We start from the raw sequence: 25,951 nt of genomic DNA, 5'->3' as shown, positions 1-25,951 counted from the left end.
AAGTTAAATAATCCGCTGTGGCTCGCATCTAGCATCGGCTTTATCTCCATTAAAAATACGCAGAAAAAGACTAAAACTGCCACTTGGATGATGATGTAAGGCACCACGCCTTTATAAATAGCAGCTGTTTTTATCTCAGCAGGTGCGACTGATCTTAAGAAAAATAGACTAAACCCAAATGGCGGCGTCAAGAATGAAGTTTGTAAATTCATAGCAACCAAGATCGCTAGATAGACTGGGTTTATGCCAAGTTTTGCGGCGATTGGTACCAAGATAGGAAGCACGATATATGAAATTTCAACAAAATCGATAAAAAAGCCAAGCACAAAGATAACAGCCATACTAAAGATAATAAAGCCCCACTTCTCGCCTGGTAAATTTGTCATGAAATTTTCAACTATCTCATCGCCTCCAGTGTAGCTAAAGACCATAGAAAAGGCAGTCGCACCAACAAGTATGGCAAAGACTAGAGCTGTAGTTTTCACGCTCTCAGCCAAAGCCTCTTTCATCATAGAAAATGAAAATGTCCTATAAAACATAGCGAGAATGATAGCGCCCACGCAGCCAAATGCTGAACTTTCAGTCGGCGTAGCGATACCTGCAAAGATAGAGCCAAGCACACAAATAACTAGCAAAAGCGGTGGAAAGATCGCAGTTAGCGCTCTAATGATCTGCTTAAATTTACTAACGCCACTCTCATCTTTTACGATAGGAGCGACTTCTGGTTTAAGATAAGCAACTATCAAAATATAAACTATATAAACGGCAACTAGCGTAAGTCCTGGCACAACAGCTTGGTGAAAAAGCTCGCCAACTGGCACTGAAAAGATATCGCCCAAGATGATAAGCACGATAGAAGGAGGGATGATCTGGCCAAGCGTACCAGCAGCGCATATCGTGCCACAACCAAGGGATTGATCGTATTTATACTTTAGCATTACAGGTAAGCTTATAACGCCCATAGCAACGACGCTAGCTCCTACGACGCCAGTTGATGCTGCAAGAAGCGCACCAACCAAAATGGTGCTAATAGCGATACCGCCTCTGATTTCTCCAAAGAGCATACCCATGCTCTCAAGCAGTCTCTCAGCTAGCTTTGACTTTTGAAGCACGACGCCCATAAAGACAAAGAGTGGAACTGCTATGAAAATTCTACTCTCCATGATAGAGAAAATCCTATAAGGCATGAAGTTAAACATATCTTTAAATACTTCTATACTGCCAAGTAGCCCATCGCCGTCGCTAAGGCTCTCTACAACGCTACCAACCATGCCAAATATCATCGCAACCGCACCAAAGGTAAATGCCACTGGAAAGCCAATGCCAAGCATCAATAGCGCGGCTATAAACATTATTAATCCCGCCATATTTTCTCCTTACTAGCTTTCTTGTAGCGATTTAAATTTTTTATAAAAAAGCCGATCGCAAAAAATACAAGTATGTAAAATGAAACAGGGATCATCGCTTTTATGATCCATCTGTGAGTAAGACCGCCTGGATCTGCGCTAGCTTCTGCTGAGCTATAAGCATCTCCTACAAATCCAAATGATAAATTTGAAACCAAAAGCGCAAATGGTATGACAAAAAATACAGTGCCAAGCATATTTACAAGGGCTTTGTTTTTTGGCGAAAATTTAGCATAAAAGATATCAACTCTGACGTGTGCGTCCTCTTTTAGGGCATAGCTCATGCCAAGTAGAAATATCACAGCAAAAAAGTGCCACTCAAGCTCCTGAAATGCAACGTTGCCGTAAGAGAAAAAGTATCTTGCCACAACGTTAAAAAATACGTCTATTATCATCAAAGCCATAATAAACATACAAATATAGCCGACTATATCGCCAGCTTTGTCAAAAAATCTCTCAATCTTATCCATTAAAAACCTTTAATAGTTCATTTATCATGATAATGAGCACGCAAACTGGTGCTACATATCTTAGTAAAAAATACCATGCATTAAATACAAAATCGCTCATATATGGGCTAAATAGCACATACAAAGCATTTTTTTTCATAAAATATCCTACAAATATCGCCCCGCCGATGCCGCTAATTGGTAGCAAAATATTTGAAGCGGTAAAATCAAGAAAATCAAAGAAATTTTTACCAAATAGCATAAATTTATCGCCAACATTTTCTATATTTGATAAAAGGCATAAAAATCCCACTATGAAAATCCCAGCTCCAACTATGCTAAGAGCCTTTCTTCTACTCATGCCATACTCTCTGATCAAGAAAAATGCAAATGGCTCAACGATAGAGATCGCTGAAGTGATACCAGCAAAGATAAGTGCAACAAAAAACGCCACAGCTAAAATTTGACCTATCACACCAAGCTTAGCAAATAGCGTTGGTAGCGAGATAAAGACAAGTCCTGGTCCTTGAGACGGAGTAGCTCCAAATTCAAATATAAAAGTAAAAATAACAAGACCTATCATAATAGCAAGTGCTATGTTTATAAAGACGATGCTTAGCGTTGAAGTGGCTAAATTTGTATCATCGCTTAAGCTGGCTGAATAGGTAATGATCGCTGCCATGCCAAGAGATAGCGTCCAAAATGCAAGTCCAAGAGCTAGCAAGAGTGAGTTAAATGAAATTTTACTAAAGTCAGGGATCAGCAAAAATTCAGCCGATTTTACAAAGCCACCCATCGTCATAGAGTAAAAAAGCATGATCAAAACCATGATAAATAGGCTTGGCATCATCCAAACATTTAGCTTCTCTATGCCGCTTTTTACGCCTTTTGAAAGGATGTAAAAGCAAGCTGCAAATGCTATAACAAAATATAGCGTCTGCTCGCCAAGACCATGCGTCAAAAGATCATTAAATATCACTTTTGAGCTATCTATATCACTTGGCAAGCCAGAAAAAGATAGGACAAAATACTTAAAGACCCAGCCGATTATCACGATGTAGTATGATGAGATGATAGCTGCTGTGACCATGGCTAAAATTCCAACCAGCTGCCATAAATTTTTATTTTTAGCTGCTAGCTTTCTAAAAGCATTGACGCTGTCACTCTCGCTAAGCTTGCCGATACTAAGCTCTGCCATAAAGATAGGCACGCCGACTAGAAAAGTTATCAAAAGATATAGGATAATAAACGCCGAACCGCCGTTTTCACCAACCATGTATGGAAATTTCCATGCATTGCCAAGTCCAACAGCCGATCCAGCGACTGCTAGGACATAGCCTATTTTAGAAAATTGTTCTTTTGCCATATTATGAGATCTCCCTTATTAACACCACCAGAACTAAAAGTGGAGCCACAAATCTAATTAAAAAATACCAAATTTTAAATACAACTTTGCCCATATAAGGCACAAATAGCTCTTTTAAAAGCTCAAATTTCATAAAGTAGCCAACAAAGATAGCAAACAAGATACCACCAAGTGGGAGCATGATGTTTGAGCTGAGATAATCAAGCAGGTCAAAAAAGCTTTTACCAAAAAATGTAAGCGCATCTTTAAATTCGCTTGTGCCACTTAATGCACATAAAATTCCTAAAACATAAACCACGCAAGCAACTATTAGGATCGATTTATTTCTACTAAATTTTAGGCTTTTGCTTAAAAAAAATATAAATGGCTCAACCATCGAGATAACCGAGGTGATGCCAGCAAAAAATAGTGATATAAAAAATGTAAATGCCAAGAAATTTCCAAGCAAACCAAGCTTTGCAAATAGCGTTGGTAGCGAGATGAAAGCAAGCCCTGCGCCTTTTGATGGCTCTGAGCCAAACTCAAATGTAAATGTAAAGACGATAAGGCCGATGATGACGCTTATTATGATGTTCGCAAAGACGACATAGAGTGAAGAGGTAAATAAATTTGTATCATCACTTAGACTTGATGAGTAGGTAAGTATGCAGCCAATGCCAACGCACATCGTAAAAAAAGCAAGTCCAAGAGCGTTTAAAACGGCTGCTTGATCTATCTTTGAAAAGTCAGGCACTAGTAGAAATTTAGCCGCTTTATCAAAGCCCTCCATGCCAAAAGAGTAGCCAAGCATAAGCAAAAGCAAGATAAAAAGAGCTGGTATAAGATAGACATTTATGCGCTCGATGCCGCTCTTTACGCCCTTTGTAAGGATGAAAAAGTAGGCAAAAAACGCGATACTAAAGTATAAAATTTGCTCACCTATGCCATTTGAAGTGAAATTTACAAAAAGCGTCTCTGAGCTTGCCATATCTTTAGGCAGCTCGCCAAAGCTTAAAATGACGTATTTTAAAACCCAGCCAATGATGAGTGTGTAAAAAGAGGCGATAAATAGTCCAGTCACCATGATAACACCGGCAAATTTCCAAGAATTTGCCCCTTTTGTAGCTAGGCTTTTAAACGCTCCAACCGTATCAAGGCGTGAAATTTTACCCATCGCCATCTCAGCAAAAAATATGCTAAGACCAACAGCAAAGGCAAAAAATAGATATATAAGGATAAATGCCGAGCCGCCGTTTTCACCAACCATGTATGGAAATTTCCATGCATTACCAAGCCCGATAGCCGCTCCAATTATCGATAAGACAAAGCCAATTTTACTAAATCTCTCTGCCATTATTTACCTGCCATCTGGTAGATCATTATCGCACAAATGGCAACTGGCACGACATATCTTAAGAAAAAGTACCAAATTTCAAAAAATGCTCTTCCCATAAAATCGCCAAAGAGTAGATACAAACTCTCTTTTTTAAGTTTATAGCCAACAAAAAAGCTAAATACGATAGCGCCTATTGGCATCATGATATTTGATGTGAGAAAGTCAAGCGCGTCAAAAAATGGCTTACCGCAAACGCTAAAAGCACTTGATGTGTCTGAATAATATGAAAGTATGCAAAAGATGCCCAAGATATAGACAAAGGCGCCGATGTAAAGAAGCGCCATCTTTCTTGAAATTTCAAATTTCCTAACCAAATAATAAGCAAAAGGCTCGATCATCGAAACCGCGCTCGTAATGCCAGCAAACAATAACGATACGAAAAATGCTACCGCCATGACGTTGCCAACGACGCCAAGCTTTGCAAAAAGCGTGACAAGCGAGATAAATATAAGGCCCGGACCACTTGCCGTGCTATCAGCCCCATAAGCAAATATAAAGGTAAATACGACAAGCCCCATCATGATACCTATTAAGATGTTTATAAAGATGATAGAAAGCGTTGATTTTGTTAAATTTGTGCGCTCTGGTAAATTTGCAGCGTATGTTGGTATGACGCCAACGCCCATAGATAGCGAGAAAAATGCAAGGCCAAGAGCCTGCAAGACAACATCTGGCGTGATCGCACTAAAATTTGGTACAAATAAAAATTTAGCCGCCTTCACAAAGCCATCACCCATGCTAAGCGCGTAAAAAAGCATACAAACCAGCAAGACAAAAAGGCTTGGCATCATCCATATATTTAGTTTTTCTATGCCACTTTTTACGCCTTTTGAAACGGCAAAAAAGACCATCAAAAAGACTATGCTAAAGCAAAGCACGGCACTGCTTAGATCATTTGATAAAAGCGTGTTAAACTGCTCCCCTGCAGCTTTTGTGTCAGATAAAAGTGGCAAAAAACTAAGATAGATATACTTTAAAATCCAGCCAATAACAACCATATAAAATGAAGCTATAAGTATCGCTCCGATCATGAAAAAGCCAGAGAGCGACCAAGCTTTTTTATTTTTTGGAGCGAGCTTATAAAGAGAACTTACGATGTCGCTTTCGCCAAGTTTGCCGATGCTGAGCTCCGCTAAAAACGCCACAAATGCGATAGCAAATGTAAGAAGCAAATATAAAATTATAAATGCCGAACCGCCGTTATTTCCCACCATCGTAGGAAATTTCCAGGCATTGCCAAGACCCACAGCAGAACCAGCCATAGCAAGGACAAAGCCTATCTTTGAAAATTTCTCGTTTATCATTGAAAACCTAAGATTAAGAATAAATTAAATTCTTTCAAAGATAGCATAAAAAAACTTTCATTTTTCTAAGCCAAGAATTTTTTATAGGCAATTTAAATTTTTAGTGTTTTTATTTGAAACAAAGTTTTGTTTTTGTAATATTACGGCTCATAAAGTTTAAGTAGGGGACAGATCCGAAAGAGCTTTAAAATTTTAAAGGAGCAACGATGAAAAAGATCGTGTTTTTAATTCTTGGTCTTGCTGCATTCGCATTTGGCGCTGACGGTGAGATGATTAGATCATATTCAGTTATCGCTGGCGGTATCGGCCTTGGCCTTGCAGCTCTTGGCGGTGCTATAGGTATGGGTAACACAGCTGCTGCAACTATCAGCGGAACAGCTAGAAACCCAGGTGTAGGTAGCAAACTTATGACTACAATGTTTATCGCTCTTGCGATGATCGAAGCACAAGTTATCTACGCACTTGTTATTACACTTATCGTTCTTTACGCAAACCCAATGCTTGGCTAAGCGTAAAGCTTAAATTTAGCCCCTCTTTGGGGCTTTTGTTCTTTTTGCGATCATGGTGGAATTGGTAGACACGCTATCTTGAGGGGGTAGTGCCGCTAGGTGTGCGAGTTCGAGTCTCGCTGATCGCACCATCTTATCTCTCTTTATCAAAATCTTAAATTTCTAAGCTATAAAAAAGGAAAATTTTATGTTAGATAAAAAACGTGCCCTAAAACAATTACAAAATGAAGCAGATGATGCTGCTATATACTCTCTTCTTGAAGCTAGCGAAAAAGTCGAAGAGAACAAAAAAATACTTCGAAAATTAATCACCGAAGAGAGGCGCCACTATGCTTTTTGTCAAAAGATAACTGGCGAAAGCAGAAGCGCAAATTTATTCAAAGTCATCTTCTATACGATACTTGTTAAAATTTTTGGCACATCTTTTACCCTAAAATTTATGGAGTCACGCGAAGAAAATGCGGAGAAATTTTATCTTGACATAGTAGATGAATATCCTGAAGCTCGTGATATTTACGAAGAGGAGATGAACCACGAAAATAGTCTAATCTCCATGCTAAAAGACACAAAGCTCGTAAATGCTGGTGGCATCGTGCTTGGCATGAATGATGCTTTAGTTGAGCTAACAGGCACACTTAGCGGTATCGCGCTTGCATTTTCAAATACAAAATCAGTTGGCGCAACAGGCCTTATCATGGGCGTGGCAGCTGCACTCTCTATGGCTGGCTCAGCATATCTCGAGTCAAAAGAAAATCCAAGTGATGAGATCAAACCGCTTACCTACTCGCTCTACACAGGCGGTTCGTACATCATAACAACGGCATTTTTGATACTTCCATTTTTCATCTTTACAAGCGGTCTTTACGCCGTCTTGTCGATGTTTTTCTTTGCGTTAGTTGCCATCATCACTTACAACTTTTATATAAGCGTGGCAAAGGAGCTTAAATTTTTACCAAGAGTGATTGAGATGTGCGTGATAACTTTTGGCGTTGCGATCATATCTTTTGGCATCGGCTTTTTAGTCAAACACTATTTTGGACTAGATATTTAATCCAAAATTTCATACCAAGTGTAACTATCATCCCCAAAATTCCCACTAAAAAGTGGTTTTAAATTTAGATCAAGGCTCAAATTTTCACCAGTTTTGAAATTTGAGCTTTGATAGATAAGTAGCCACTTTACATTTGCTAGCTTGCCCTCTTTTGCAAGTTTTAAAAACTCGCCAGCTCCTTCAAACATACAAAGTCCTTTTAGATCAAGCTCTTTTTGAATGCCAACTTTGCGATTTGGTACGCTAAAAAGTGGCAATGTTTCATCAAATTTATCGCTTCTTGAGTAGATTATGACATCTGGGTTTTTGCCATTTTTTATAAGTCTAGTATCGAGCCTTGGTCGGTCTGTCCGCACTGTGTTACCACCGATCACTAATGTATCTATGACACTTCTTAGTTTATGCACATGAGTTCGGCTAAGCTCATTTGTGATGATGCCCCCACTTGCCACGCCGTTTTTACTAATGGCGATTTTTAAAAAGCTAAATCCACCATTTTGATATGCCAAAAATGGCTCAAGTAGCTTATCACAGCGCTCTTTTAAAATGCCAAATTTAACTTTCACTCCAGCACCTTGAAGTAAATTAGCACCGCCACTTGCTATTTTATTTTCATCGTGGCTGCCAATTATGACCTCGCTAAAGCCAAGCTCTTTTAGCAAATTTGCACAAGGTGGCGTTTTACCGTGATGCGAGCAAGGCTCAAGAGTGACATAGGCTTTTGCATTTTTTAATAAATTTGAGTGGTTGTTTAGTATAAATTCATAGGTAAATTTTGGCTCTAAAAGGTCAAATTCGCCCTCTTTTATATCGGAGCTAAATTTAGCACTATATGCTTTTATAAAATCATCTTTAAATTTTTCACTTTTTTTGCAAAGCGCAAAGAGTATCGCTGTCGGTTCAGCGTGTAAATATCCAGCCTTTTCATGAGCCTTGCAAGATAAAATTTGCCCATTTTCATCAAGGACAAGGCATCCAACAGCTGGATTTGGATAGGTCAGGATCTGAAATTTCCAAGCCTCGCTTAAAGCAAGGCCCATGTAAAATTCGTCGTTCATCCATGCCTCTTTAAAAAACACACCAGCCTCTGCCAGTGTGTTTTCATAAATTTACGACAATCCGTCAATCTTGCCCTCTGCGTCTATCTTCATATTGACCGCAGCTGGCACTTTTGGAAGTCCTGGCATTAGCATGATCTTACCGCAAACCGCGACGATAAAGCCAGCTCCCGTTCTAATGTCAAGGTCTTTTACGCTAAATGTAAAGCCCTTTGCTCTGCCCAAAAGCTTCGCATCGTCACTAAATGAGTACTGAGTTTTTGCGATACAAACTGGCAAATGGCTCAAATTTAGCTCTTTTATCATCTCAAGCTTTTTAAGAGCGGCCTCTTCAAAGACCACCTCGCCAGCTCCATAAATTTCCTTAGCGACCTTTTCTATTTTAGTTTTCGTATCGTCACTCATCTCGTATGTGAAATTTATCTTGCTTGGCTTATCGCACGCTTTTAAAACTAGCTCGGCAAGCTCAAGCGCACCTTTGCCACCTTTTAAGAAATTCTCGCAAACTGCCACTTCTACGCCAAGCTCATGACAATACTCTTTTACGAAATTTATCTCTTCATCGGTGTCAAAGCCAAATTTATTAAGCGCCACAACCACGTTTTGACCAAATTTACCTTTTAAATTTTCGATGTGTCCGCCAAGGTTTTCGATGCCTTTTTTAAGGGCATTCATATCTGGTTTTGTGATCTCATCTTTGTTTGCTTCGCCGTTATATTTTAGCGATCTGATAGTACTTACAAGCACTACAGCGCTTGGTCTAATCTCAGCAACCCTGCACTTTATATCTAAAAATTTCTCCGCGCCAAGCTCTGAGCCAAAGCCAGCTTCAGTGATGACGTAGTCAGCTAAATTTAGAGCCGTTTTTGTTGCGATGACTGAGTTGCAGCCGTGTGCGATGTTTGCAAATGGGCCGCCATGCACGAGCGTAGGTGTGTGCTCTAGTGTTTGAAATAAATTTGGCTTGATCGCATCTTTTAAAAGTATGCAAACAGCGTCTTCGCAGCCTAGATCACGCACGTAGATAGGCTTTTTATCGCTATCGTAAGCGACCATGATGTTTGCCATGCGCTCTTTTAGATCAGAAAGGCTTGTGGCTAGACAAAGTACAGCCATGATCTCGCTTGCGGCAGTAATATTAAAGCCATCTTCTCTTGGCACGCCGTCCGTTCTGCCACCCTGACCCACAGTGATAAATCTAAGCGCGCGGTCGTTCATATCCATACAGCGCTTCCATAAAATTTTCTCGATTTTTAGTGGGTTTTCTTGATAGAGGCTATTATCTATCATCGCTGAAATTAGGTTATTTGCCGATGTTATCGCGTGAAAATCGCCAGTAAAGTGTAAATTTAGATCCTCCATAGGCGCAAGCTGTGAGTAGCCACCACCTGCTGCTCCACCCTTTATGCCAAAAACTGGTCCCAAAGATGGCTCGCGAAGTGCTAGACAGACCTTTTTGTTAAGTGAATTTAGTGCGTCGGCTAGACCGATCGACATAGTCGTTTTGCCCTCGCCGTATGGGGTTGGATTAGTCGCGGTGACTAAGATGAGTTTTGAGTTTGATGGCTCAAGTCTAGGGGAAATTTTGGCCTTAAATTTGCCATAAAGCTCAAGCTCGTCTTCGTTTAAGCCTAGTCTTGCGGCAACTTTACTGATGTGTTCAAGTTTCGTTTGGTGAGTTATCTCGATGTCGCTTAGCATTTTACCACTCCAAATATGTTTTTGCTTTTTTTATCTCACTGATGTTGATCTCAAAAATTCCCTCTTCGTTTTCTACCGCGATGCTCTCTTCGTCTGCTTTTACAAGCCTTCCTGCAAATTTCTCAGCCTCTGTTTGAACTTTAACTAGCTCACCGATGCTTGATTTAAAATGAGATGGCTTGCTAAGCTTTCTCTCAAGGCCAGGCGAGCTAACCTCAAGGTTATAATCCCCGCTAACTGGCGGAGTCACGTCAAAGATAGGCGAGAGCAGACGGCTCACTTTTTCGCAATCATCAAGGCTCACTCCGCCATTTTTTGTGATGTAAACTCTAAAAATAGCCCTGCCATTTTCATTTGCGATCTCGCTATCGTAAAGCTCAACGCCGCATTCGCGTACTAGTTTGTCTAAATTATCCATTTTTGTTTAAATCCTTTGAAATTTTATCAAACAACTTATCCATATGGTTTTGATACTCTAATCTATCATCAAATTTAAAGTGAAAATTTGGACATCTATACCAGCCCTCAGCCGCCATACAGTGGTTTTGCAAATGCCTGCAAACGCGCTTTAAATGCCCCAAAATATACTCTTGCTCGCGCTCATCAAACATCATCTTGTCAAGATAAACAAATGCATCGTATCTGCCCTTTTTGCACTCGACGTCAGTGACGCAAAGCCCCTTTAAAATGCTATCTTCAAGAGTGGCTAGAGCCTCTGGTATGAGCTCTTTTAGCACACTCTCTGTTCTCATACGCTTTATTTCGTTAGCGTTCATAGAGTAGCTTTCTCCTTGACTTCTTTGAAGCTTTCGATGTAGTCATTTTCTCTAATGTCGTTGAAATTCTCGATACCAACGCCACACTCATAGCCTTTAGCAACCTCTTTGACGTCATCTTTGAAACGTTTTAATGAGCTAACTAAGCCCTCATAAACGACCACACCTTCTCTAATAAGGCGAATTTTTGCCCCTCTGTTTATCGTGCCCTCAGTGACGATACATCCAGCGATAGTGCCAACTTTTGGCACATGGATCACTTGGCGAACCTGTGCTTGGCCAAGCTGCTCTTCTCTGATGATAGGTGACATTAGTCCGCCTAAAATCGCCTTCACGTCGTCGATTAGATTATAAATAACATTGTAAGTTTTTATCTCGACGCCGCTCTCTTTTGCCTTCTCTTTTATCTCGCCAGTTGGCCTTATGTTAAAGCCAAGGATGATACAGTCGTTACTTGCGCTTGCAAGTGCAACGTCGCTTTGCGTGATGCCGCCAACTCCTGAGTGGATCACATTTACTCTGATCTCGTCATTTGCTAGTTTTTCTAGGCTTGCTTTTAGCGCCTCAAGTGAGCCGCCAACGTCAGCTTTGATGATGACTGGAAGTGTCTTTAGCTCGCCCTCAGCGATCTTAGCGCTAAGCTCATCGATACTAACCTTTGTGCTCTTGCTAAGCTCTTTTTGGCGGATATATTCAGCCTTTTTCTGTGCGTACTCACGAGCTTCTTTATCGGTTTTTACGCCTATTAGCGTCTCGCCAGCCTCTGCTATCTCGCTAAGGCCTACTATCACGCCACATTCGCCTGGTTTTATCTCTTTTAGTGGCCTACCCTGATCATCAAGCAAGCTTCTTATCTTACCGTATGCAACGCCAGCTACGACTGTATCTCCGACATGAAGCGTGCCGTTTTCAACGATGATGGTAGCTACTGGACCACGGCCTTTTTGAAGTGAGCTCTCGATGACAGTAGCTTTTGCGTTTGCCTTTGGATTTGCCTTTAGCTCCAAAAGATCAGCTTGTAAAAGTACGATCTCAAGTAGATCATCTATACCCATACCTGTTTTTGCAGAGATCGGCACAAATTCATATTTGCCACCCCACTCTGTTGGCATGATGTCAAGCTCAGCAAGACCAGTTTTTACTAGATCTGGATTTGCTGACTCTTTATCCATTTTGTTTATCGCAATGATTATTGGCACACCAGCGGCTTTTGCGTGGCTAACTGCCTCTTTTGTCTGTGGTTTTACGCCGTCATCTGCTGCAACAACGATGATAACTATATCAGTTACGCCAGCACCCCTTGCACGCATAGCTGTAAATGCCTCGTGGCCTGGAGTATCGATAAATGTGATGTTTCTGCCATTTTTATTTACCATATAAGCGCCCACGTGCTGAGTGATACCGCCAGCCTCGCCTGCTGCTACGCGAGACTTTCTTATGTAGTCAAGTAGCGAGGTTTTACCGTGGTCTACGTGACCCATGATGGTTATAACTGGTGCTCTTGGCTGGAGATTTTCATCATCTTTTATCTCTTCTTCATAGGCTGCTACGTAGTCAAATTCTTTTTGATCGTCGATGATATTTACCTCGACATTAAACTCATCAGCCAAAATTTCTATCGCATCTTCATCCAAAAAGTCGTTTTTAGTTGTCATCATGCCAAGCATAAATAGCTTACCTATGACCTCGCTTGGCTGCTTATTTAGTTTCTCGGCAAATTCATAAACACGAATTTCTTTTGGGATATTTATCGAAGTTACAGCTTCGCTATTTTGTTTATTTTCAGGCTTTTTGTGTTTTTTTCTAGCTCTTCTTTGTATGCCACCCTCGCCAAACGAATTTATCGTGTTATTGACGGTTGTCTTCATCGCACTTGGCTGTTTTGTCCTTTGCATCGGAGCTGGAGCTGGGGTTTTAAAGCTAAAATCAGGTAGCACCACCACATCTTCATCTTCAAGCACGATGTCACCAAAGTCGCTTCCGCCAAGCAAGTCCATCTTCTCAGCGCTGTCTTTTTTGCTTACAACTGTTACTTTTTTCTCTTTTTTCTTTTTTCTAGCCAAATTTTCATCGCTAGTAGAGAACATGCTCTTAAAATCGCTAATGTTAGTAACAGCCGCCTCAGGCTTTTTCTCCTCTTTTACAGGAGCTGGCGCCTCGTAATCTTTTTTCTTTTTAACTATCACAAGGCCGCGTCTTTTTTGAGTTACATCAGCCAAGCTCTCTTTTGGTTTTGGCGCTTCAGCTGGCTTTTGCTCGACCTTTGCAGGCTCTTCTTTTTTAGGCTCAGCTTTAGGTTTTTCCTCTGAAATTTGAACCTCTTTTTTAGGCTCTGCTTTTGCCTTTTCAGGCTTTGGCTCAGCCTTAGTAGCTGCCTTTTTAGGCTCAGTTTTAGGTTTTTCTTCTTTTTTTGCTGGCTCTTTTTCTGCCTCTTTTTTAGGCTCTTTTTTTGCCTTTGGCTCGCTCTTTTTCTTTTTAAATTTATCTGGTATTACGCCAGTTTGAACGTATTCATATATTGCTTCAGCCTCTTCAAGGCTCACAGCATTTGAGTGAGTTTTGACCTTTAGGCCTAGTTCTTGAGCTTTTTCTACTATCTCTTTACTTGGGTAGCCAAGCTCATTTGCGATCTCTGAAATCCTAACATTGCTCATTTAAGAGTATCTCCTTTAACTTCGGTGCGTCAAGTCCGAGGGCACCTTTAGTTTGTTTATCAATTATTTTTTTTAAAATTTTGTCGTCTTTCTGCAAACAGCCATCACATAGATAGAAACTGCGGCCGTTTCCTTTGCCGCACTCCAAATTCTTGCCTACCAAGCGGTATCTTTTTAGCAAGTTTTGAGAAATTTTAACTTTGCAAGCGACGCATGTCCTTACTGGATTATTTTTATTCATTATACCTTTTTAAACTTGTTTTTAGCTTTGCGTAATTTCGTATCCATCGTTATCAAATGAAAAAATTTCCACTCTAAAATCACTAAATTTACTCTTTAAAACATCTTGTAAATTTTTAGCATCATCTTTATAAGCGATGTTTAAAAAGCTTGAGCCTGAGCCTGAAAGTGTGCTCATTAGCGCTCCATTTTCATAAGCTACCTTTCGCACCTCAAAAAGCTCTTTTAAAGCGCTCATTCTACGCTCTTCGTGCATCATATCTTCACTTGCTACCCTTAAAAAATCATATCTTTTTTCATAAAAACAAGATGTCAAAAATGCAGCGTGAGAGAGGTTATTTACGCACTCTTTCATGGTGTAATTTTTTGGCAAAATTTGCCTTGATGATGCGGTGCTCATCGGCTTATTTGGGATGACGACGACTGCTTTTATATCATCGCTTAAATTTATTTTATTCGCATAAACATTGCCGTTTTTTACAACCGCGCTAATAAATCCGCCGTGAACTGCTGGCGAGATATTATCTGGATGGGTTTCATAGATGATAGCTTTATTTAAAACAACACTTTTACTAGCCTTAAACCCAGCCATCTCATAAGCTGAAGCTATGGCTCCTACGATCACTGCAGAGCTGCTACCAAGCCCTCTTGAAAACGGGATATTGTTTTCAAAAACTATTCTAAAGTTTTCATTTTTGCCAGTTAGCTCTAAAAAAATTTCATTAAAAATGCTTAGAAAAATATTGTTTCTTTTTAAATTTGTGCTATCACTACCCTCGCCATTTATAGAGACTGAGCTAAATTTAGATGGTTCGATCTTTACGCTATTAAAAAGCTTTAAACTAAGTCCTAAAGCGTCAAAACCAGGTCCTAAATTTGCACTTGTAGCAGGGATTAAGATATTCAAAATTTCTCCTAAACAGCTTGGATGATATAATTTGGAAGTGTATCTGAATTTAGTTTTAATTCATCTAAATTTAAAGGCAACACAAATCTCACAGGCTCAACTTTTTCAAGTAAAATTTCACCATTTTTCAAGACAAAGCTTAAATTTTTATTTGCCCTGATAGCTTGGCCGCCATTTAGACTAAAGCCACTTACTGCGTAAAATTCACAGCCCTTTGCCAAAGAAAAAGTCTTTAAGATGACGTAGGCCACCTTTAGCCCCATGAAGCTACCTGGTGTGTTTGCGTAGATGATCTTTGTAATGTTAAATTTAGAGGATAAATTTTCTAGGATTTTTATCAGAGCTTCGCTGACATGCTCATCAGTTGTGATCTCATCAAATTTTACGCCATCTTTATAGACTCCAACTAAAAGCGGAGTCGATAAAGAGACTACTAAAATTTCAATATTTTTTATGCAAATACCTTTTGATACTCTTTTAAAAGCTCGCCACTAAGCGTTGCGATCTCATAATTTTTCTCATCTGCCATTAAAGCAAGTGTTAGTTTGTGATTTAGATCGTGGCTGCCCGCAAATGCTGTATAGTCACCTAGTAAAGGCGCTCCAAGCAAGCTCAAATCGCCAACTGCATCTAAAATTTTATGTCTTACAAACTCATTTTCAAATCTCAAACCCTCTGGGTTTAAAATATGCGTATCATCGATAGCCACGGCATTATCAAGCGATGCACCAAGGGCTAAATTTTGAGCTTGAAGGCGTTGCAAGTCTTTTAAAAAGCCAAAAGTTCTAGCACGAGCGATATTTTTTACAAATGAGCTCTTGCTAAATTCAAAAACATACCTTTGCTCGCCGATAACTGGATGGTCAAATTTAATCGTATAGTCAAATTTTGGATTTCTTGAAGGCGAAGTTCGCACAAATTTTGACCCCTCAATCACCTCGACCTCGCGGCGAACAAGGATGACTTTTTTACCAGCGTCAAGATGTCTTATACCAGCTTCATCAAGCAACATACAAAAGCTTATCGCACTGCCGTCCATGACAGGAATTTCATTTGCATCAACTGAAATTCTAATATTATCAATGCCGTATCCATTTACAGCTGCCATTAGGTGCTCTATCGTGCTGATAAAGCCTTTTTCATTGCCAACGACGGTTGCCATTTGCGTATTTATAACGTTTTTAGGCTCAGCTTTAAAACTAATACCAAGATCTTCGCGGTGCAAAATAATACCTGAATTTGCATCAAGAGGTTCTAGTATAAGTCTTATCGGCTCACCCTTATGAAGCCCTATACCAACGGTCTCAACGCGTCTTGCGATAGTAGTTTGTTTCAAAAATTTTCCTTATATTTTTTGTTCGCTTATGATAGCACTAAAAAATCAAATTTGCAAATTTAATTCTTATCTATCATCGCCTTTGCGGCATCTAAGACACTTGTCACATTGTCTTTTATCCACTTTTTATCCATCCATTGTTGAGGCCTTACCTCTTCGCCTTGGACCAAAATTCCAAAGTGAAGGTGATCTCCAAGCGCAAGACCGCTCGTTCCAGTTGTGCCTATTTGATCGCCAGCAGCAACCATGTCGCCCTCTTTTACCTTCGCACTTGAGCAGTGACCATAGAGCGAATAAAGTCCAAACCCATGATCGATCACAATGTTTAAACCATAAATTCCATTCTCAGAAGCTAGCACAACACGACCTGCGTTGCTGGCTATTATAGGAGCTGATGCCACGCTCGCAAAGTCAATACCCATGTGCCATGACTCACTTACTTGCTCGTTATTATATGTATAGAAGCGGTGGTCGGCAAAATCAGCTACTTTTTTGCCATTTCTAAGCGGGTAAAATGGGATGATATTAAAGCTATTTGTGATATCAGTATCGACGTTTGAAGTAAGTGCTGTTATCTTCTCTTCGTTTGAATTTCTTAGTGTTTCATTGACAAATTTCATCTTCTCAAGCCTTGAAAGAGCGTTTGGATCTTTGGCGTATTGATCTGTTAGATCAACAATTTTTCCGTCTAAAAATCTATCATTTAAAGCAATGGTCGAAGTTTTGTATTTTACATTTTCATAAAAATATCTCACGTGAGATTTGCTCTCATTGCCTGCAAAGTCTCTTGCGATGACCTCAGCGCTAAAGTTTTCAACCTGCACTGGCCAAGCAACAAGTGCTGCGTAAAAGCCCTCTTTGTAAAATGGCACAGCCTTAAATTTCTTACCAAAATTTGTCTGGACATAGACCTCTTTTAGTTGATTGTCAGTCGCTCTAAAGACGACAACTGCGCTACCGCCTTTTGAGATAGAGTAAGACTGAGAAAGCACGTAAAGATCAGGCTTAGAGGTATCAAGTACGACTTCAACTTTTTTGCTTGCTTTATTGCCTGTAAAAAAGCCCCATTTGCTAGTATCAACCGCTTCTATGCTCATCTCATAAGTATCTTTTTGGGCAAAAAAGCCAGTCTTTGGGAAGGTTAAATTTACATCAAGCTCAGTGCTTGGATTTTGTATGATTTGATTTAGTAAATTTAGGTCATTTTTGCCATCATTTATGCTAATGCGCACAAATTTTATACCGCTGTCATCTTTAAATTTGATATTCATAGGCGAGCGAAGGTTCCAATAAACCTTATCAGCAACGCCGATAATTGGCTCGTTTCGTTCAAAGTCTTTCGACATCAAAGCATAGCCAAAGCCACCAGCTAATATCAAAACAAGTAAAACTACAACAATACCAAAACCGCCTATTCCACGTCTATACATATATTATTACCTTAAATTTTATTTGCGAAATTTTACATTTAATCAATAAATTTTTAGTTAATTACAAAATTTCTCTTACAGCTCTAGCTTCGCTCATCCAGTCAAAAAGCTCGTCCCAGCGCTCATCTTTTATGAGATCTTTGCATAAATTTAGCTCTTTTTCAAACATATTTATCGCGGCAACGACGTTATTTTTATTTTGCTTAAAGATATCACTCCACATAAATGGCGAACTCTTTGCGACACGTATCATACCCTTAAATGTCGGTCCGCCAAGTGCAACGATGTGCCTTTTATCCTCTTCTTTTAATATCCCGCTAGCAAGCGAAAATGCAATAGCGTGAGGCAGATGCGAGATGAGACCCACGTGATGATCATGCTCTTTTGCACTCATGAAAATGATCTTCATACCAAGGCAAGAAAATAGCTCAACGCTTCTTTTTACATGTTTTTCTGCACTCTCAGCAAAGTCACAAACTATGACAGTAGCGCCTGTGTAAAGTGACTTAAATGCAGCCTCGGGACCAGAGTACTCGGTACCTGCCATCGGGTGAGCTGGGATGAAATTTTTACGAATTTTTTCTGGCACGGCTTCTATTATCTTTTGCTTTGTCGAACCAAAATCAATGATCGTAGTATCTTCGCTAATATCAGTTAAATTTTGCACGATGCTCACGATGGCCTCAACTGGCACAGCCAAAAAGATGATGTCGCACTTCTTTTTCATCTCATCGATGCTTAAAATTTCATGCACCAAGCCAAGTTCGAGCGCTTTTTTGCTGTGATTTTCATCTTTATCGTATCCGCTGACACATGAGATTAATTTTTCATCTTTTAGTGCAAGACCAAGCGAGCCACCCATAAGACCAAGTCCGATGATACCTATTTTCATAAAAAACCTTTAAAATTATAAAATTTAAATTTTTTAAAAATAAAATATGATATTATACGCACTTATACTAAAACTCTAGGTTAAATTTAATGAAAAAGAAATTATTTTTACTAGCACTAGCTTTAAGCGGTCTAAATGCACAAACAATTCAGTCAATAAATTTCAAAGGTCTAATCCACCTTTCGCCTGATGTAGCCACGCAGATAATGGGGCTAAAAGTCGGTCAAGAGCTAACGCCAAAGCTTAGCGACAAGGCTATCACAAATTTATACAAGCAAAATTATTTTGATGATATCTACATAGAAGATACAGGCAATGGCAATCTTTTAGTAAAAGTAAAAGAGAAGCCAAGCGTAGCTAGAGTCGATCTAAAGGGCGTTGCGACAAATGACAAAACTGCGATCGAGTCGCTAATCAACATAAAACCTGGCAATATGTATGATGAGCTAACTATCGAAAAAACGAAAGAGAGAATTCGCCAGTACTACGAGTCAAAAGGCTATTTTGACACGGTTGTCGACGTAGAAAAACAGCCAGTTGCTGACAACGATAGCTCACTTTTCATCACTCTAAATATAAACCGCGGCGAAAATATGATAATCAAAAAGGTAAATTTAGTCGGCGCAAAAGAGTTTGACTATGATGATATCGAGCCAGTTGTTGCAAACAAAAGTAGAGAATTTATGGGCTGGCTTTGGGGCAGAAACGACGGTAAAGTTAAACTTTTTGAGCTTGAAAATGACCCAGCAAGAATTCAAGATAAGTATTTTCAGAAAGGCTATTTAGACGCGACTGTTTCGTCACCTTACCTAAATGCGTCATTTGATAACTACACAGCTGACCTTACATACTACATCCACGAGGGCGAGCATTATAAGGTTTCAAATGTAAGCATCACAGCACCTGAAGAGCTAGGACTTGATACTAAAAAGATCATAGATGACTTTAGGCTAGAAGCTGGCGATACGATGAACTCAGCAAGACTTCGCCAAGATATGAAAAAGCTTGACGATATGGTAGCTGACAAGGGTTATGCATTTGTCAAAGTCTATCCAAAGACTGATAAATTTGATGAAAATAAAACAGTTGATATCGACTACGAAGTTGATCCGGGCGAAAAAGTATATATAAGAAATGTTCAAATTTCAGGCAATGATAGAACAGTTGATCGTGTCGTAAGACGTGAGCTATATCTAACTGAGGGAAATTTATATAGTAGAACCGACCTTCAAGACTCAAAAGATGCATTAAAAAGAACAAGCTACTTTGATGATGTCGAGATAGAAGAGGATCCTGTTGATAAAAATACAGTCGATCTAAAAGTAAAAGTAAAAGAGGCTTCAACTGGCTCGATAAGTGGCGGTATCGGATACGGAAGTAGCGATGGCTTGCTACTTAACGCTGCACTTTCTGACACAAACATCTTTGGCTCTGGTCTTCAAGGACAAGTAAGTGTAGATAAGAGTGATAGAGAGCTTTCAGGTCAGATAAGTCTTACAAATCCAAGAATTTTTGACTCAGAGTATAGCCTTGGCGGAACACTCTATGCAAACGACTATGACTGGAGAACATATAAAGAGAGAAGCTATGGCTTTAGCACAACGCTTGGTAGAAAATTAACTAGAAATTTAAGCGCATCACTTACTTATAATATCGAGCAAAGTAAAGTTACTCTAAAAGATGACGAACTAAGAAATATAAATAAAGACACAGGAAAAGAAATTTATAGAGAAGGCAAGGCTATAAAAAGCGCTATTACACCAGCTTTGACATATAACAGCACTGATGATTATTACTTGCCAAGACGCGGTATCATAGCTAGTACATCATTTGAGATAGCAGGACTTGGTGGTGATATGGATTTTGTTAAAAACCGCACAAATTTCAACTACTATCTAGGTCTTAGAGAGTACATAGACTACGATCTTATCCTAAGATATAAAGCAAGTTTTGGCAAAATTTGGGAGAGAGGCTATACTCCGATCAACGAAAGGCTTTACCTTGGTGGTATAAGAAGCTTACGTGGCTACGAGAGCAGAACCGTATCTCCAAAAGTAAAATACAAAGGCGACTACTATGAATACGGCGGCGAAACATCATTTAACAACTCAGTTGAGATGAGCTTCCCTATAATAGAGCGTGTCAAAATGCGTGGTGTTGTATTTTACGACTATGGTATGATCGGCGAAAATAGTCTAAATGAGATAAAAAGATCATCAGTTGGTACAGGTATCGAGTGGATAACACCTATCGGACCACTTCAACTAATCTTCGCAAAAGCTCTTAAACCTAAAGAGGGCGATGATACAAATACATTTGAATTTACTATCGGAAGACGCTTCTAATAAGATACTTTTAAGGGGCTAGTTTGCCCCTTAAATCCCCCACAAACAAACAAACTTTAAGTCATATAAGAAAAAGCAAGGCTAACATTAGATATAATCCCACAATTTTTAATATAAGTGGGTAAAAAGATGAATTTCTCAGACATTTTTTCAAAGATAAGAAAAGCTCAACCTCGTCCAGAAGAAGCACCTACACACTGGGTAAAATGCGACAACTGTCACTCACTGATGTATTACAAAGAAGTTGAAGCTTGTTTTAATGTATGCCCAAAATGCGGCTACCACATGAGATTAAAAGCTGATGATCGCATAAATTTGATCTGCGATGAAGATAGCTTTGTAGAATTTGACGCAAATTTAAAACCAGTAGATCCTTTAAATTTTGTCGATAAAAAATCATATAAAAAAAGAATCACAGAAAATAAAGAAAAAACAGGACGCACAAGCTCAGTGATATGTGGCGAAGGCAAATGCAACGGACAAGAGATCCAGCTAGTTGTTTTTGACTTTGGCTTCATGGGCGGCTCACTAGCTTCAGTTGAGGGCGAAAAGATCGTAAGAGCGATAAAACGCGCGATCGAAAAACACCAAGCCTTAATCATCGTAAGCGCATCTGGTGGCGCTAGAATGCAAGAGAGCACATTTTCTTTGATGCAGATGTCAAAGACTTCAGCAGCCCTAAAACTTCTTGATGAAGCAAGGCTACCATACATTTCTATCCTTACAGATCCTACGATGGGTGGCGTTAGCGCATCATTTGCATGGCTTGGAGATCTAATAATCGCTGAACCTGGCGCGCTAATAGGCTTTGCAGGACAAAGGGTCATCAAACAAACCATAGGCGCTGATCTTCCGGAGGGCTTTCAAAGGGCTGAATTTTTGCTTGAGCATGGCCTCATAGATGACATCGTGCCAAGAAGCGAACACAAAAAATATATAAGCGATATGGTTAAATTTCTTACAAATAACAAAGCTATGATCTCTAAAAGCGAAGTGACAACTTCTAGCGAAGCTGGCTTTGAGCTAAAGCTAAAAACCAAAGGGTAAGTTTGGAAATTTCGGTTTTTAGCATTCAAAAATCATCGCGTGACAACTTTGAAAACGAGATACAAGAATATATAAAAATGAGTGCAAAATTTGCCAAGATAAACGACAAAATAATGTTTAATGAAAAGATAGCAAAGGCTCAAAGCAGCAGTAGAAGCGATGCGCTAAGGGCTTATGATGAAATTTACGAGCCAAATTTAAAAGGCTTTTGCGTGATGCTTGATGAAAATGGCTCACAGCTTGACAGCCAAGAATTTGCTCAAATTTTAAACTCAAATTCACAGATCAATTTTTTCATAGGTGGAGCTTATGGGCTTAGCCAAAATTTAAAAAACAAGGCACAAAAAGTCGTAAGCTTAAGCAAGATGACTATGGCGCACAAAGTCGCCAAGCTCGTACTTTTTGAGCAAATTTTTAGAGGGCTTTGCATAAATGCAAACCACCCATATCACAAATAAAGGAATATAAAATGACTCAAAACGAGCTAAATTTTTTCAAAAAGCTACTTGAAGAGCGAAAATTACAAATCAAAAAAAATATTTATGACTCATCAGTTGAAGTAAGCGGTTTAAGAGATAGTGGCGTAAGCGATGAATTTGACATCGCCTCAGTAAATACCGACCAGCTTATAGAGCAGTCTATCTCAACCCAGCAAAGAGCCGAACTTCACGAGATCGACGAGGCGCTTGAAAAGATAGCAAACAAGACTTATGGAATTTGCGATATGTGCGAGGAGGAGATCGGCATCCCTCGCTTAAAAGTAAAACCGCATGCAAAATACTGCATAGCTTGTCGTGAGATAATAGAAAAAACAGCAAAAAACTAAGGAGAAAATATGAAAACCAGAAAATTTCTCGTCTACTGCATCATCTACACAGCAGTTGTTGCAGGACTTACCTATTCTCTTAATAGTTCAGACTTCACCTTTGAGCTCTTAGGTCAAGCCATAACCTTGCCAGTAGCTGTCTGGGTGGCACTTCCAGTAGCTCTTTTGGCGCTCCTTGCCCTACTTCACATAGCATATCACGGATACGCCTTTTATAGATATAAAAAATGGATAAAAAAAGATAGTCAGCTCTACAAAGACCTTGCAAAAGAGACGCTTCTTGGCTTTGAGAGCAACAAAGACTTTAAAACCGACACTTACAAGATCGCCTCACAGCTCACTCGCTCTATCTCACCAGTAGGCGAGCTTAAAGACGTTGGCGTTGATGACGGCGAGATAAATAACATCTTACAAACCATAAAAAGCATAAAAAATAAAGAGATCGTCGATCTAAAGAAATTTAGACTAGCAAAAGATAGCAAGCTAAACATCCTAAATGAGCTAAACAAGATCGAGCAGCTACCTACTTACTATCTTGATGTGCTTAAAAACCAAGAGCAAAACGAGAGCCTTAAAAAGGCAGCCTTTAACAAACTCATAAAAACAGCTTCATTTAGTGAGATTAAAAAAATTGATCCAGAGCTAGCAAGCGAAGATATAATGACCATTATCACGCGTTTCGTAAATGATGAGATCGACCTAAACAGCGATGAAATTTTTGGTCTTCTAAACAACGCAAAAGTGACAAAAGCACAATACGACAAAGCAGCCATAATGCTTAAAAATAAGCTAAAACCAGATGCGTTTATCGGCATTTTTGAAAAGTTAAAAAGCATCCATGCTGACGCTGATGAGGCTTACGTATATGCGTTATTTGAGCTTCAGATGCTTGATAAAGTAAGAGAGGCTATCGAGGGTAGTGACCCAGATGAATTTAAAGAGATAAAGGTTTTACTATTTTTACGAGATAACGGCAAAATGGTGCCTAGCTCGCTATTTTTTAAATGATAGACTTTAGTAAAAAGCCACTTTTCTTAGCGCCACTTGCTGGCTTTTCTGACCTGCCGTTACGAAGTGTCGTCAAGAAATTTGGCTGCGACGTCACTGTTAGCGAGATGATCAGTGCAAATGCCCTGGTTTATGAGAGCAGTGACAAAACTCTTGAAATGCTTAAAAAATCCCCAAACGAAGAGCCCTACGTCGTCCAGATAGCTGGCAGCGACATAGAAAATATAAAAAAAGCCGTGCAGATAATCAATAAATTTGATGGGATTTATGGGCTCGATCTAAACTGCGGCTGCCCCGTGCCAAAGGTCGTTAGACAAGGTGCGGGATCGGCTTTACTAAATGATCTTGACAAACTTCAAAGCATCATCTCAGCCATAAAAAGCGTCTCAAACAAGAAGAGCCTAAGCGTTAAATTTAGACTTGGCTTTAACGACAAAAATGAAGAGAAAATCGCAAAAGCCTGCGAAGAAGCCGGCGCAGACTACATCGCAGTGCATGGGCGCACCAGAGCTGGTGGATACAGCGCAAAGGTTGATTACGAAGCGATCGCTAGAGTAAAGGCGAGCGTAAAAATCCCAGTCGTTGCAAATGGCGATATAAACGCACAAAATGCAGATGAAATTTTAAATTTCACAAAATGTGACGCCCTTATGATCGGCAGAGCAAGCATCGGCAACCCTTGGATATTTCACGAGATAAAGACCAAAAATAGCGTGGATAAGACGCTAAAACAAAAGATCATACTAGCTCACTTTGACGCGATGATCGAGCACTACGGCGAGCACGGACTTTGTATATTTAGAAAGCATCTGCACCAATACAGCAAAGGCATAGACGGCGCAACAACCTTTAGAAACGATGTAAATTTCATCAAAGACGTGACAGCGATGAGAGAGCGCATAAGGGAGTTTTTTGCCTAGATGCAAGGCTACATCCTGCGCGTGCAAAAGGTCAGAGACGAGGACCTTTTAGTCTTTGTGCTAACGCCAAATTTGCTCGTAAAGTCGTATAGATTTTTTGGCGCACGGCACTCAAACATCATGACTGGTTACAAGATCGACTTTGAGCTAGAGCAAGAGGCGAAATTTCTACCAAAGCTTAGGAGCATACTTCATCTTGGCTTTAAATGGCTGCTAGAGCGTGACAAGCTCATCATTTGGCAGCAGTTTATGCGCCTACTTTATGATCATCTAAAAGAGGTCGAGCAGCTCGATGAAATTTACTTTAACGAGCTTGATCGCTGTGCCAAACAGATGCAGCTGCAAAATCCAAAGCGCCTCATCATCGAAAGCTACGTCAAAATTTTAGAGTTTGAGGGCAGACTTCACAGCGAGCTTGAGTGCTTTATCTGCGACGAGGAGATAGAGAGTGAGCTTTGCTTAACTCGTGGCTTTTTGCCATCTCACAAGCACTGCCTTGATAGGAGCGAATTTGACGCTAGTAAGATCAAAAATTTCTTTGACACAAAAAGCACGATCGAGCTAAACGACGATGAGATAAACCGCCTTTATAAGATTTTTCTTGATGGGCTTTAGGCTTTTACTTTCGTCCTCTCATCAAATTCTTTTAAAACATCCATTATCTTACTTGCTAGCCCCTCGAGCGTGTGATCTTTTTTAAGCTCTAAATTTCTAAGCTTTAAAATCCTAGCTAGTATATCTTTTAGATCTTTTTTGCCAGATAGTATCTCATCATAATAAGCCTTTGGTATGCCTATCTCGCTTCTATCTTGTTTTGTAAGTATGAGTGTGTCTCTATATACACTAAGAGCCTCGTCGGTTATCCTTGTTGTGCCACCTTGCAACACAAGACCTTGCTCGTTTTTTAAAAATGCTACAAAGATTTGCTCCTTAGTATAGCCTTGTTCATTATCATATACAGACATATCAGGCTTGAAGTCATATCCAGCACTACTAACCCACATATAAGGGATAGTATGCTCAGTTGTCATCACTTCTGGAGAAAAGTCAAGAAAATTTCCATTAACCCTTATATTTATATCTTTTAGATCATTCATTAGCTTACGTGCATCATCTGCATCTTGTGCTGTTCTAAATACATGAGTTACCTTCTCATTGCTCCTATCAGTTAGCCCATCTATCTCATCACTTGACATCCTACCCATTAGGTATTCGAAATGATCCATTTTTTTATCTTTTGAAAAGTAGCCTTTTGGCATCTTTGCTAGATCTTCATTTGAGTAAAACTCTTTACCCTTACTAATAACTCCAGCTGAAATTTGATCAAAAATTTTATAGTATTGCTTGATAG

Annotated in this window: 24 protein-coding genes, 1 tRNA gene and 1 pseudogene; 10 read left to right on the top strand and 16 right to left on the bottom strand. The window is 39.6% G+C overall.

Annotation, left to right across the window (positions count from 1 at the left end; translation table 11 throughout):
• The 5 genes from CYO90_RS06360 to CYO90_RS06340 all read right to left on the bottom strand — a co-directional run.
• Window positions 1–1,367: TRAP transporter large permease (locus tag CYO90_RS06360; protein WP_103578891.1), on the bottom strand; the 1,367-nt coding region annotated here is incomplete at its 3' end.
• Complete coding sequence (locus CYO90_RS06355; protein WP_103578890.1) at window positions 1,355–1,876, bottom strand: TRAP transporter small permease subunit; 522 nt, start codon at window positions 1,874–1,876, stop codon at window positions 1,355–1,357. The genes CYO90_RS06355 and CYO90_RS06360, both read right to left, overlap by 13 nt.
• Entirely contained in the window at window positions 1,869–3,221 is a 1,353-nt protein-coding gene (locus CYO90_RS06350; RefSeq protein ID WP_103578889.1) for a sodium-dependent transporter, read from the bottom strand. Before CYO90_RS06350 ends, CYO90_RS06355 begins: the two co-directional genes overlap by 8 nt.
• 1 nt (window position 3,222) lies before the next feature.
• Window positions 3,223–4,554: a sodium-dependent transporter gene (locus CYO90_RS06345; RefSeq protein ID WP_103578888.1), complete on the bottom strand. Its 1,332-nt coding sequence runs from the start codon at window positions 4,552–4,554 to the stop codon at window positions 3,223–3,225.
• Window positions 4,554–5,900 carry a sodium-dependent transporter gene (locus tag CYO90_RS06340; protein WP_103578887.1) on the bottom strand — a complete coding sequence of 449 codons (1,347 nt, stop codon included), beginning with the start codon at window positions 5,898–5,900 and terminating at the stop codon, window positions 4,554–4,556. The genes CYO90_RS06345 and CYO90_RS06340 overlap by 1 nt, the downstream gene beginning before the upstream one ends.
• 206 nt (window positions 5,901–6,106) lie before the next feature.
• On the opposite strand from CYO90_RS06340, the gene CYO90_RS06335 reads away from it, so the two are divergent.
• The 3 genes from CYO90_RS06335 to CYO90_RS06325 all read left to right on the top strand — a co-directional run bounded on the left by CYO90_RS06335 (window position 6,107) and on the right by CYO90_RS06325 (window position 7,460).
• Window positions 6,107–6,409 (top strand): F0F1 ATP synthase subunit C, encoded by a 303-nt coding sequence (locus tag CYO90_RS06335; protein WP_004317263.1) that lies wholly within the window; start codon window positions 6,107–6,109, stop codon window positions 6,407–6,409.
• A gap of 46 nt (window positions 6,410–6,455) precedes the next feature.
• Window positions 6,456–6,540: transfer RNA gene (locus CYO90_RS06330), tRNA-Leu, on the top strand.
• 56 nt (window positions 6,541–6,596) lie between these two features.
• A complete protein-coding gene (locus tag CYO90_RS06325) occupies window positions 6,597–7,460 on the top strand; it encodes a VIT1/CCC1 transporter family protein (protein WP_021093109.1) in 864 nt (287 codons plus the stop codon).
• Here the strand turns inward: CYO90_RS06325 and ribD are convergent.
• From ribD to CYO90_RS06270, 10 genes are all read right to left on the bottom strand, one after another.
• Window positions 7,457–8,518 (bottom strand): bifunctional diaminohydroxyphosphoribosylaminopyrimidine deaminase/5-amino-6-(5-phosphoribosylamino)uracil reductase RibD, encoded by a 1,062-nt coding sequence (ribD, locus tag CYO90_RS06320; RefSeq protein WP_103578886.1) that lies wholly within the window; start codon window positions 8,516–8,518, stop codon window positions 7,457–7,459. The two genes, CYO90_RS06325 and ribD, sit on opposite strands and share 4 nt — an antisense overlap.
• A 51-nt stretch (window positions 8,519–8,569) precedes the next feature.
• A complete protein-coding gene (locus CYO90_RS06315; protein ID WP_103578885.1) occupies window positions 8,570–10,219 on the bottom strand; it encodes a formate--tetrahydrofolate ligase in 1,650 nt (549 codons plus the stop codon).
• Between the two features lies 1 nt (window position 10,220).
• On the bottom strand, window positions 10,221–10,637 hold the full coding sequence (gene rimP / locus CYO90_RS06310; RefSeq protein WP_103578884.1) for a ribosome maturation factor RimP: 417 nt from the start codon (window positions 10,635–10,637) through the stop codon (window positions 10,221–10,223).
• Window positions 10,630–10,995: a 30S ribosome-binding factor RbfA gene (rbfA, locus tag CYO90_RS06305; protein ID WP_004317240.1), complete on the bottom strand. Its 366-nt coding sequence runs from the start codon at window positions 10,993–10,995 to the stop codon at window positions 10,630–10,632. Before rbfA ends, rimP begins: the two co-directional genes overlap by 8 nt.
• The gene (gene infB / locus CYO90_RS06300; protein WP_103578883.1) at window positions 10,992–13,649 is read right to left on the bottom strand and encodes a translation initiation factor IF-2; all 2,658 of its coding nucleotides are present in this window, start codon (window positions 13,647–13,649) and stop codon (window positions 10,992–10,994) included. Before infB ends, rbfA begins: the two co-directional genes overlap by 4 nt.
• A 262-nt stretch (window positions 13,650–13,911) precedes the next feature.
• Window positions 13,912–14,796 carry a homoserine kinase gene (thrB, locus tag CYO90_RS06290; protein WP_103578881.1) on the bottom strand — a complete coding sequence of 295 codons (885 nt, stop codon included), beginning with the start codon at window positions 14,794–14,796 and terminating at the stop codon, window positions 13,912–13,914.
• A gap of 8 nt (window positions 14,797–14,804) precedes the next feature.
• Entirely contained in the window at window positions 14,805–15,167 is a 363-nt protein-coding gene (locus tag CYO90_RS06285) for a glycoprotease (RefSeq protein ID WP_035144924.1), read from the bottom strand.
• 80 nt (window positions 15,168–15,247) lie between these two features.
• Window positions 15,248–16,132 carry a UDP-3-O-acyl-N-acetylglucosamine deacetylase gene (gene lpxC / locus CYO90_RS06280; protein WP_103576126.1) on the bottom strand — a complete coding sequence of 295 codons (885 nt, stop codon included), beginning with the start codon at window positions 16,130–16,132 and terminating at the stop codon, window positions 15,248–15,250.
• 59 nt (window positions 16,133–16,191) lie between these two features.
• The gene (locus CYO90_RS06275) at window positions 16,192–17,562 is read right to left on the bottom strand and encodes a M23 family metallopeptidase (protein WP_103578880.1); all 1,371 of its coding nucleotides are present in this window, start codon (window positions 17,560–17,562) and stop codon (window positions 16,192–16,194) included.
• A 61-nt stretch (window positions 17,563–17,623) separates the two neighbouring features.
• A complete protein-coding gene (locus CYO90_RS06270) occupies window positions 17,624–18,454 on the bottom strand; it encodes a prephenate dehydrogenase (protein WP_009294324.1) in 831 nt (276 codons plus the stop codon).
• An 89-nt stretch (window positions 18,455–18,543) separates the two neighbouring features.
• Between CYO90_RS06270 and bamA the strand changes: the two genes are divergently transcribed.
• From bamA to recO, 7 genes are all read left to right on the top strand, one after another.
• A complete protein-coding gene (gene bamA, locus CYO90_RS06265) occupies window positions 18,544–20,799 on the top strand; it encodes an outer membrane protein assembly factor BamA (protein ID WP_103578879.1) in 2,256 nt (751 codons plus the stop codon).
• A 129-nt stretch (window positions 20,800–20,928) separates the two neighbouring features.
• Window positions 20,929–21,846 carry an acetyl-CoA carboxylase, carboxyltransferase subunit beta gene (gene accD, locus CYO90_RS06260; protein WP_103578892.1) on the top strand — a complete coding sequence of 306 codons (918 nt, stop codon included), beginning with the start codon at window positions 20,929–20,931 and terminating at the stop codon, window positions 21,844–21,846.
• Window positions 21,847–21,848: 2 nt separating this feature from the next.
• Window positions 21,849–22,304, top strand: a complete 456-nt coding sequence (locus tag CYO90_RS06255; RefSeq protein WP_103578878.1) for a 23S rRNA (pseudouridine(1915)-N(3))-methyltransferase RlmH — start codon at window positions 21,849–21,851, stop codon at window positions 22,302–22,304.
• Between the two features lie 11 nt (window positions 22,305–22,315).
• Window positions 22,316–22,672, top strand: coding sequence for an RNA polymerase-binding protein DksA (gene dksA / locus CYO90_RS06250; protein WP_009294329.1), 357 nt, complete (start codon window positions 22,316–22,318; stop codon window positions 22,670–22,672).
• A gap of 9 nt (window positions 22,673–22,681) precedes the next feature.
• Entirely contained in the window at window positions 22,682–23,680 is a 999-nt protein-coding gene (locus CYO90_RS06245) for a uroporphyrinogen III synthase HEM4 (RefSeq protein ID WP_103578877.1), read from the top strand.
• Window positions 23,677–24,600 (top strand): tRNA dihydrouridine synthase, encoded by a 924-nt coding sequence (locus CYO90_RS06240; protein WP_103578876.1) that lies wholly within the window; start codon window positions 23,677–23,679, stop codon window positions 24,598–24,600. Before CYO90_RS06245 ends, CYO90_RS06240 begins: the two co-directional genes overlap by 4 nt.
• Window positions 24,601–25,215: a recombination protein RecO gene (gene recO / locus CYO90_RS06235; RefSeq protein WP_103578875.1), complete on the top strand. Its 615-nt coding sequence runs from the start codon at window positions 24,601–24,603 to the stop codon at window positions 25,213–25,215.
• Here recO and CYO90_RS06230 read toward each other — a convergent pair.
• Window positions 25,212–25,951 (bottom strand): annotated as a pseudogene (locus tag CYO90_RS06230) (Cj0814 family flagellar-dependent secreted protein); the annotation flags it as partial. The gene recO and the pseudogene CYO90_RS06230 overlap by 4 nt on opposite strands.

Origin of the sequence: Campylobacter concisus, assembly GCF_002913745.1 — a bacterium.
GTDB classification, from domain to species: Bacteria; Campylobacterota; Campylobacteria; order Campylobacterales; family Campylobacteraceae; genus Campylobacter_A; species Campylobacter_A concisus_R.
This window is presented reverse-complemented; position numbering and strand designations above follow the sequence as displayed.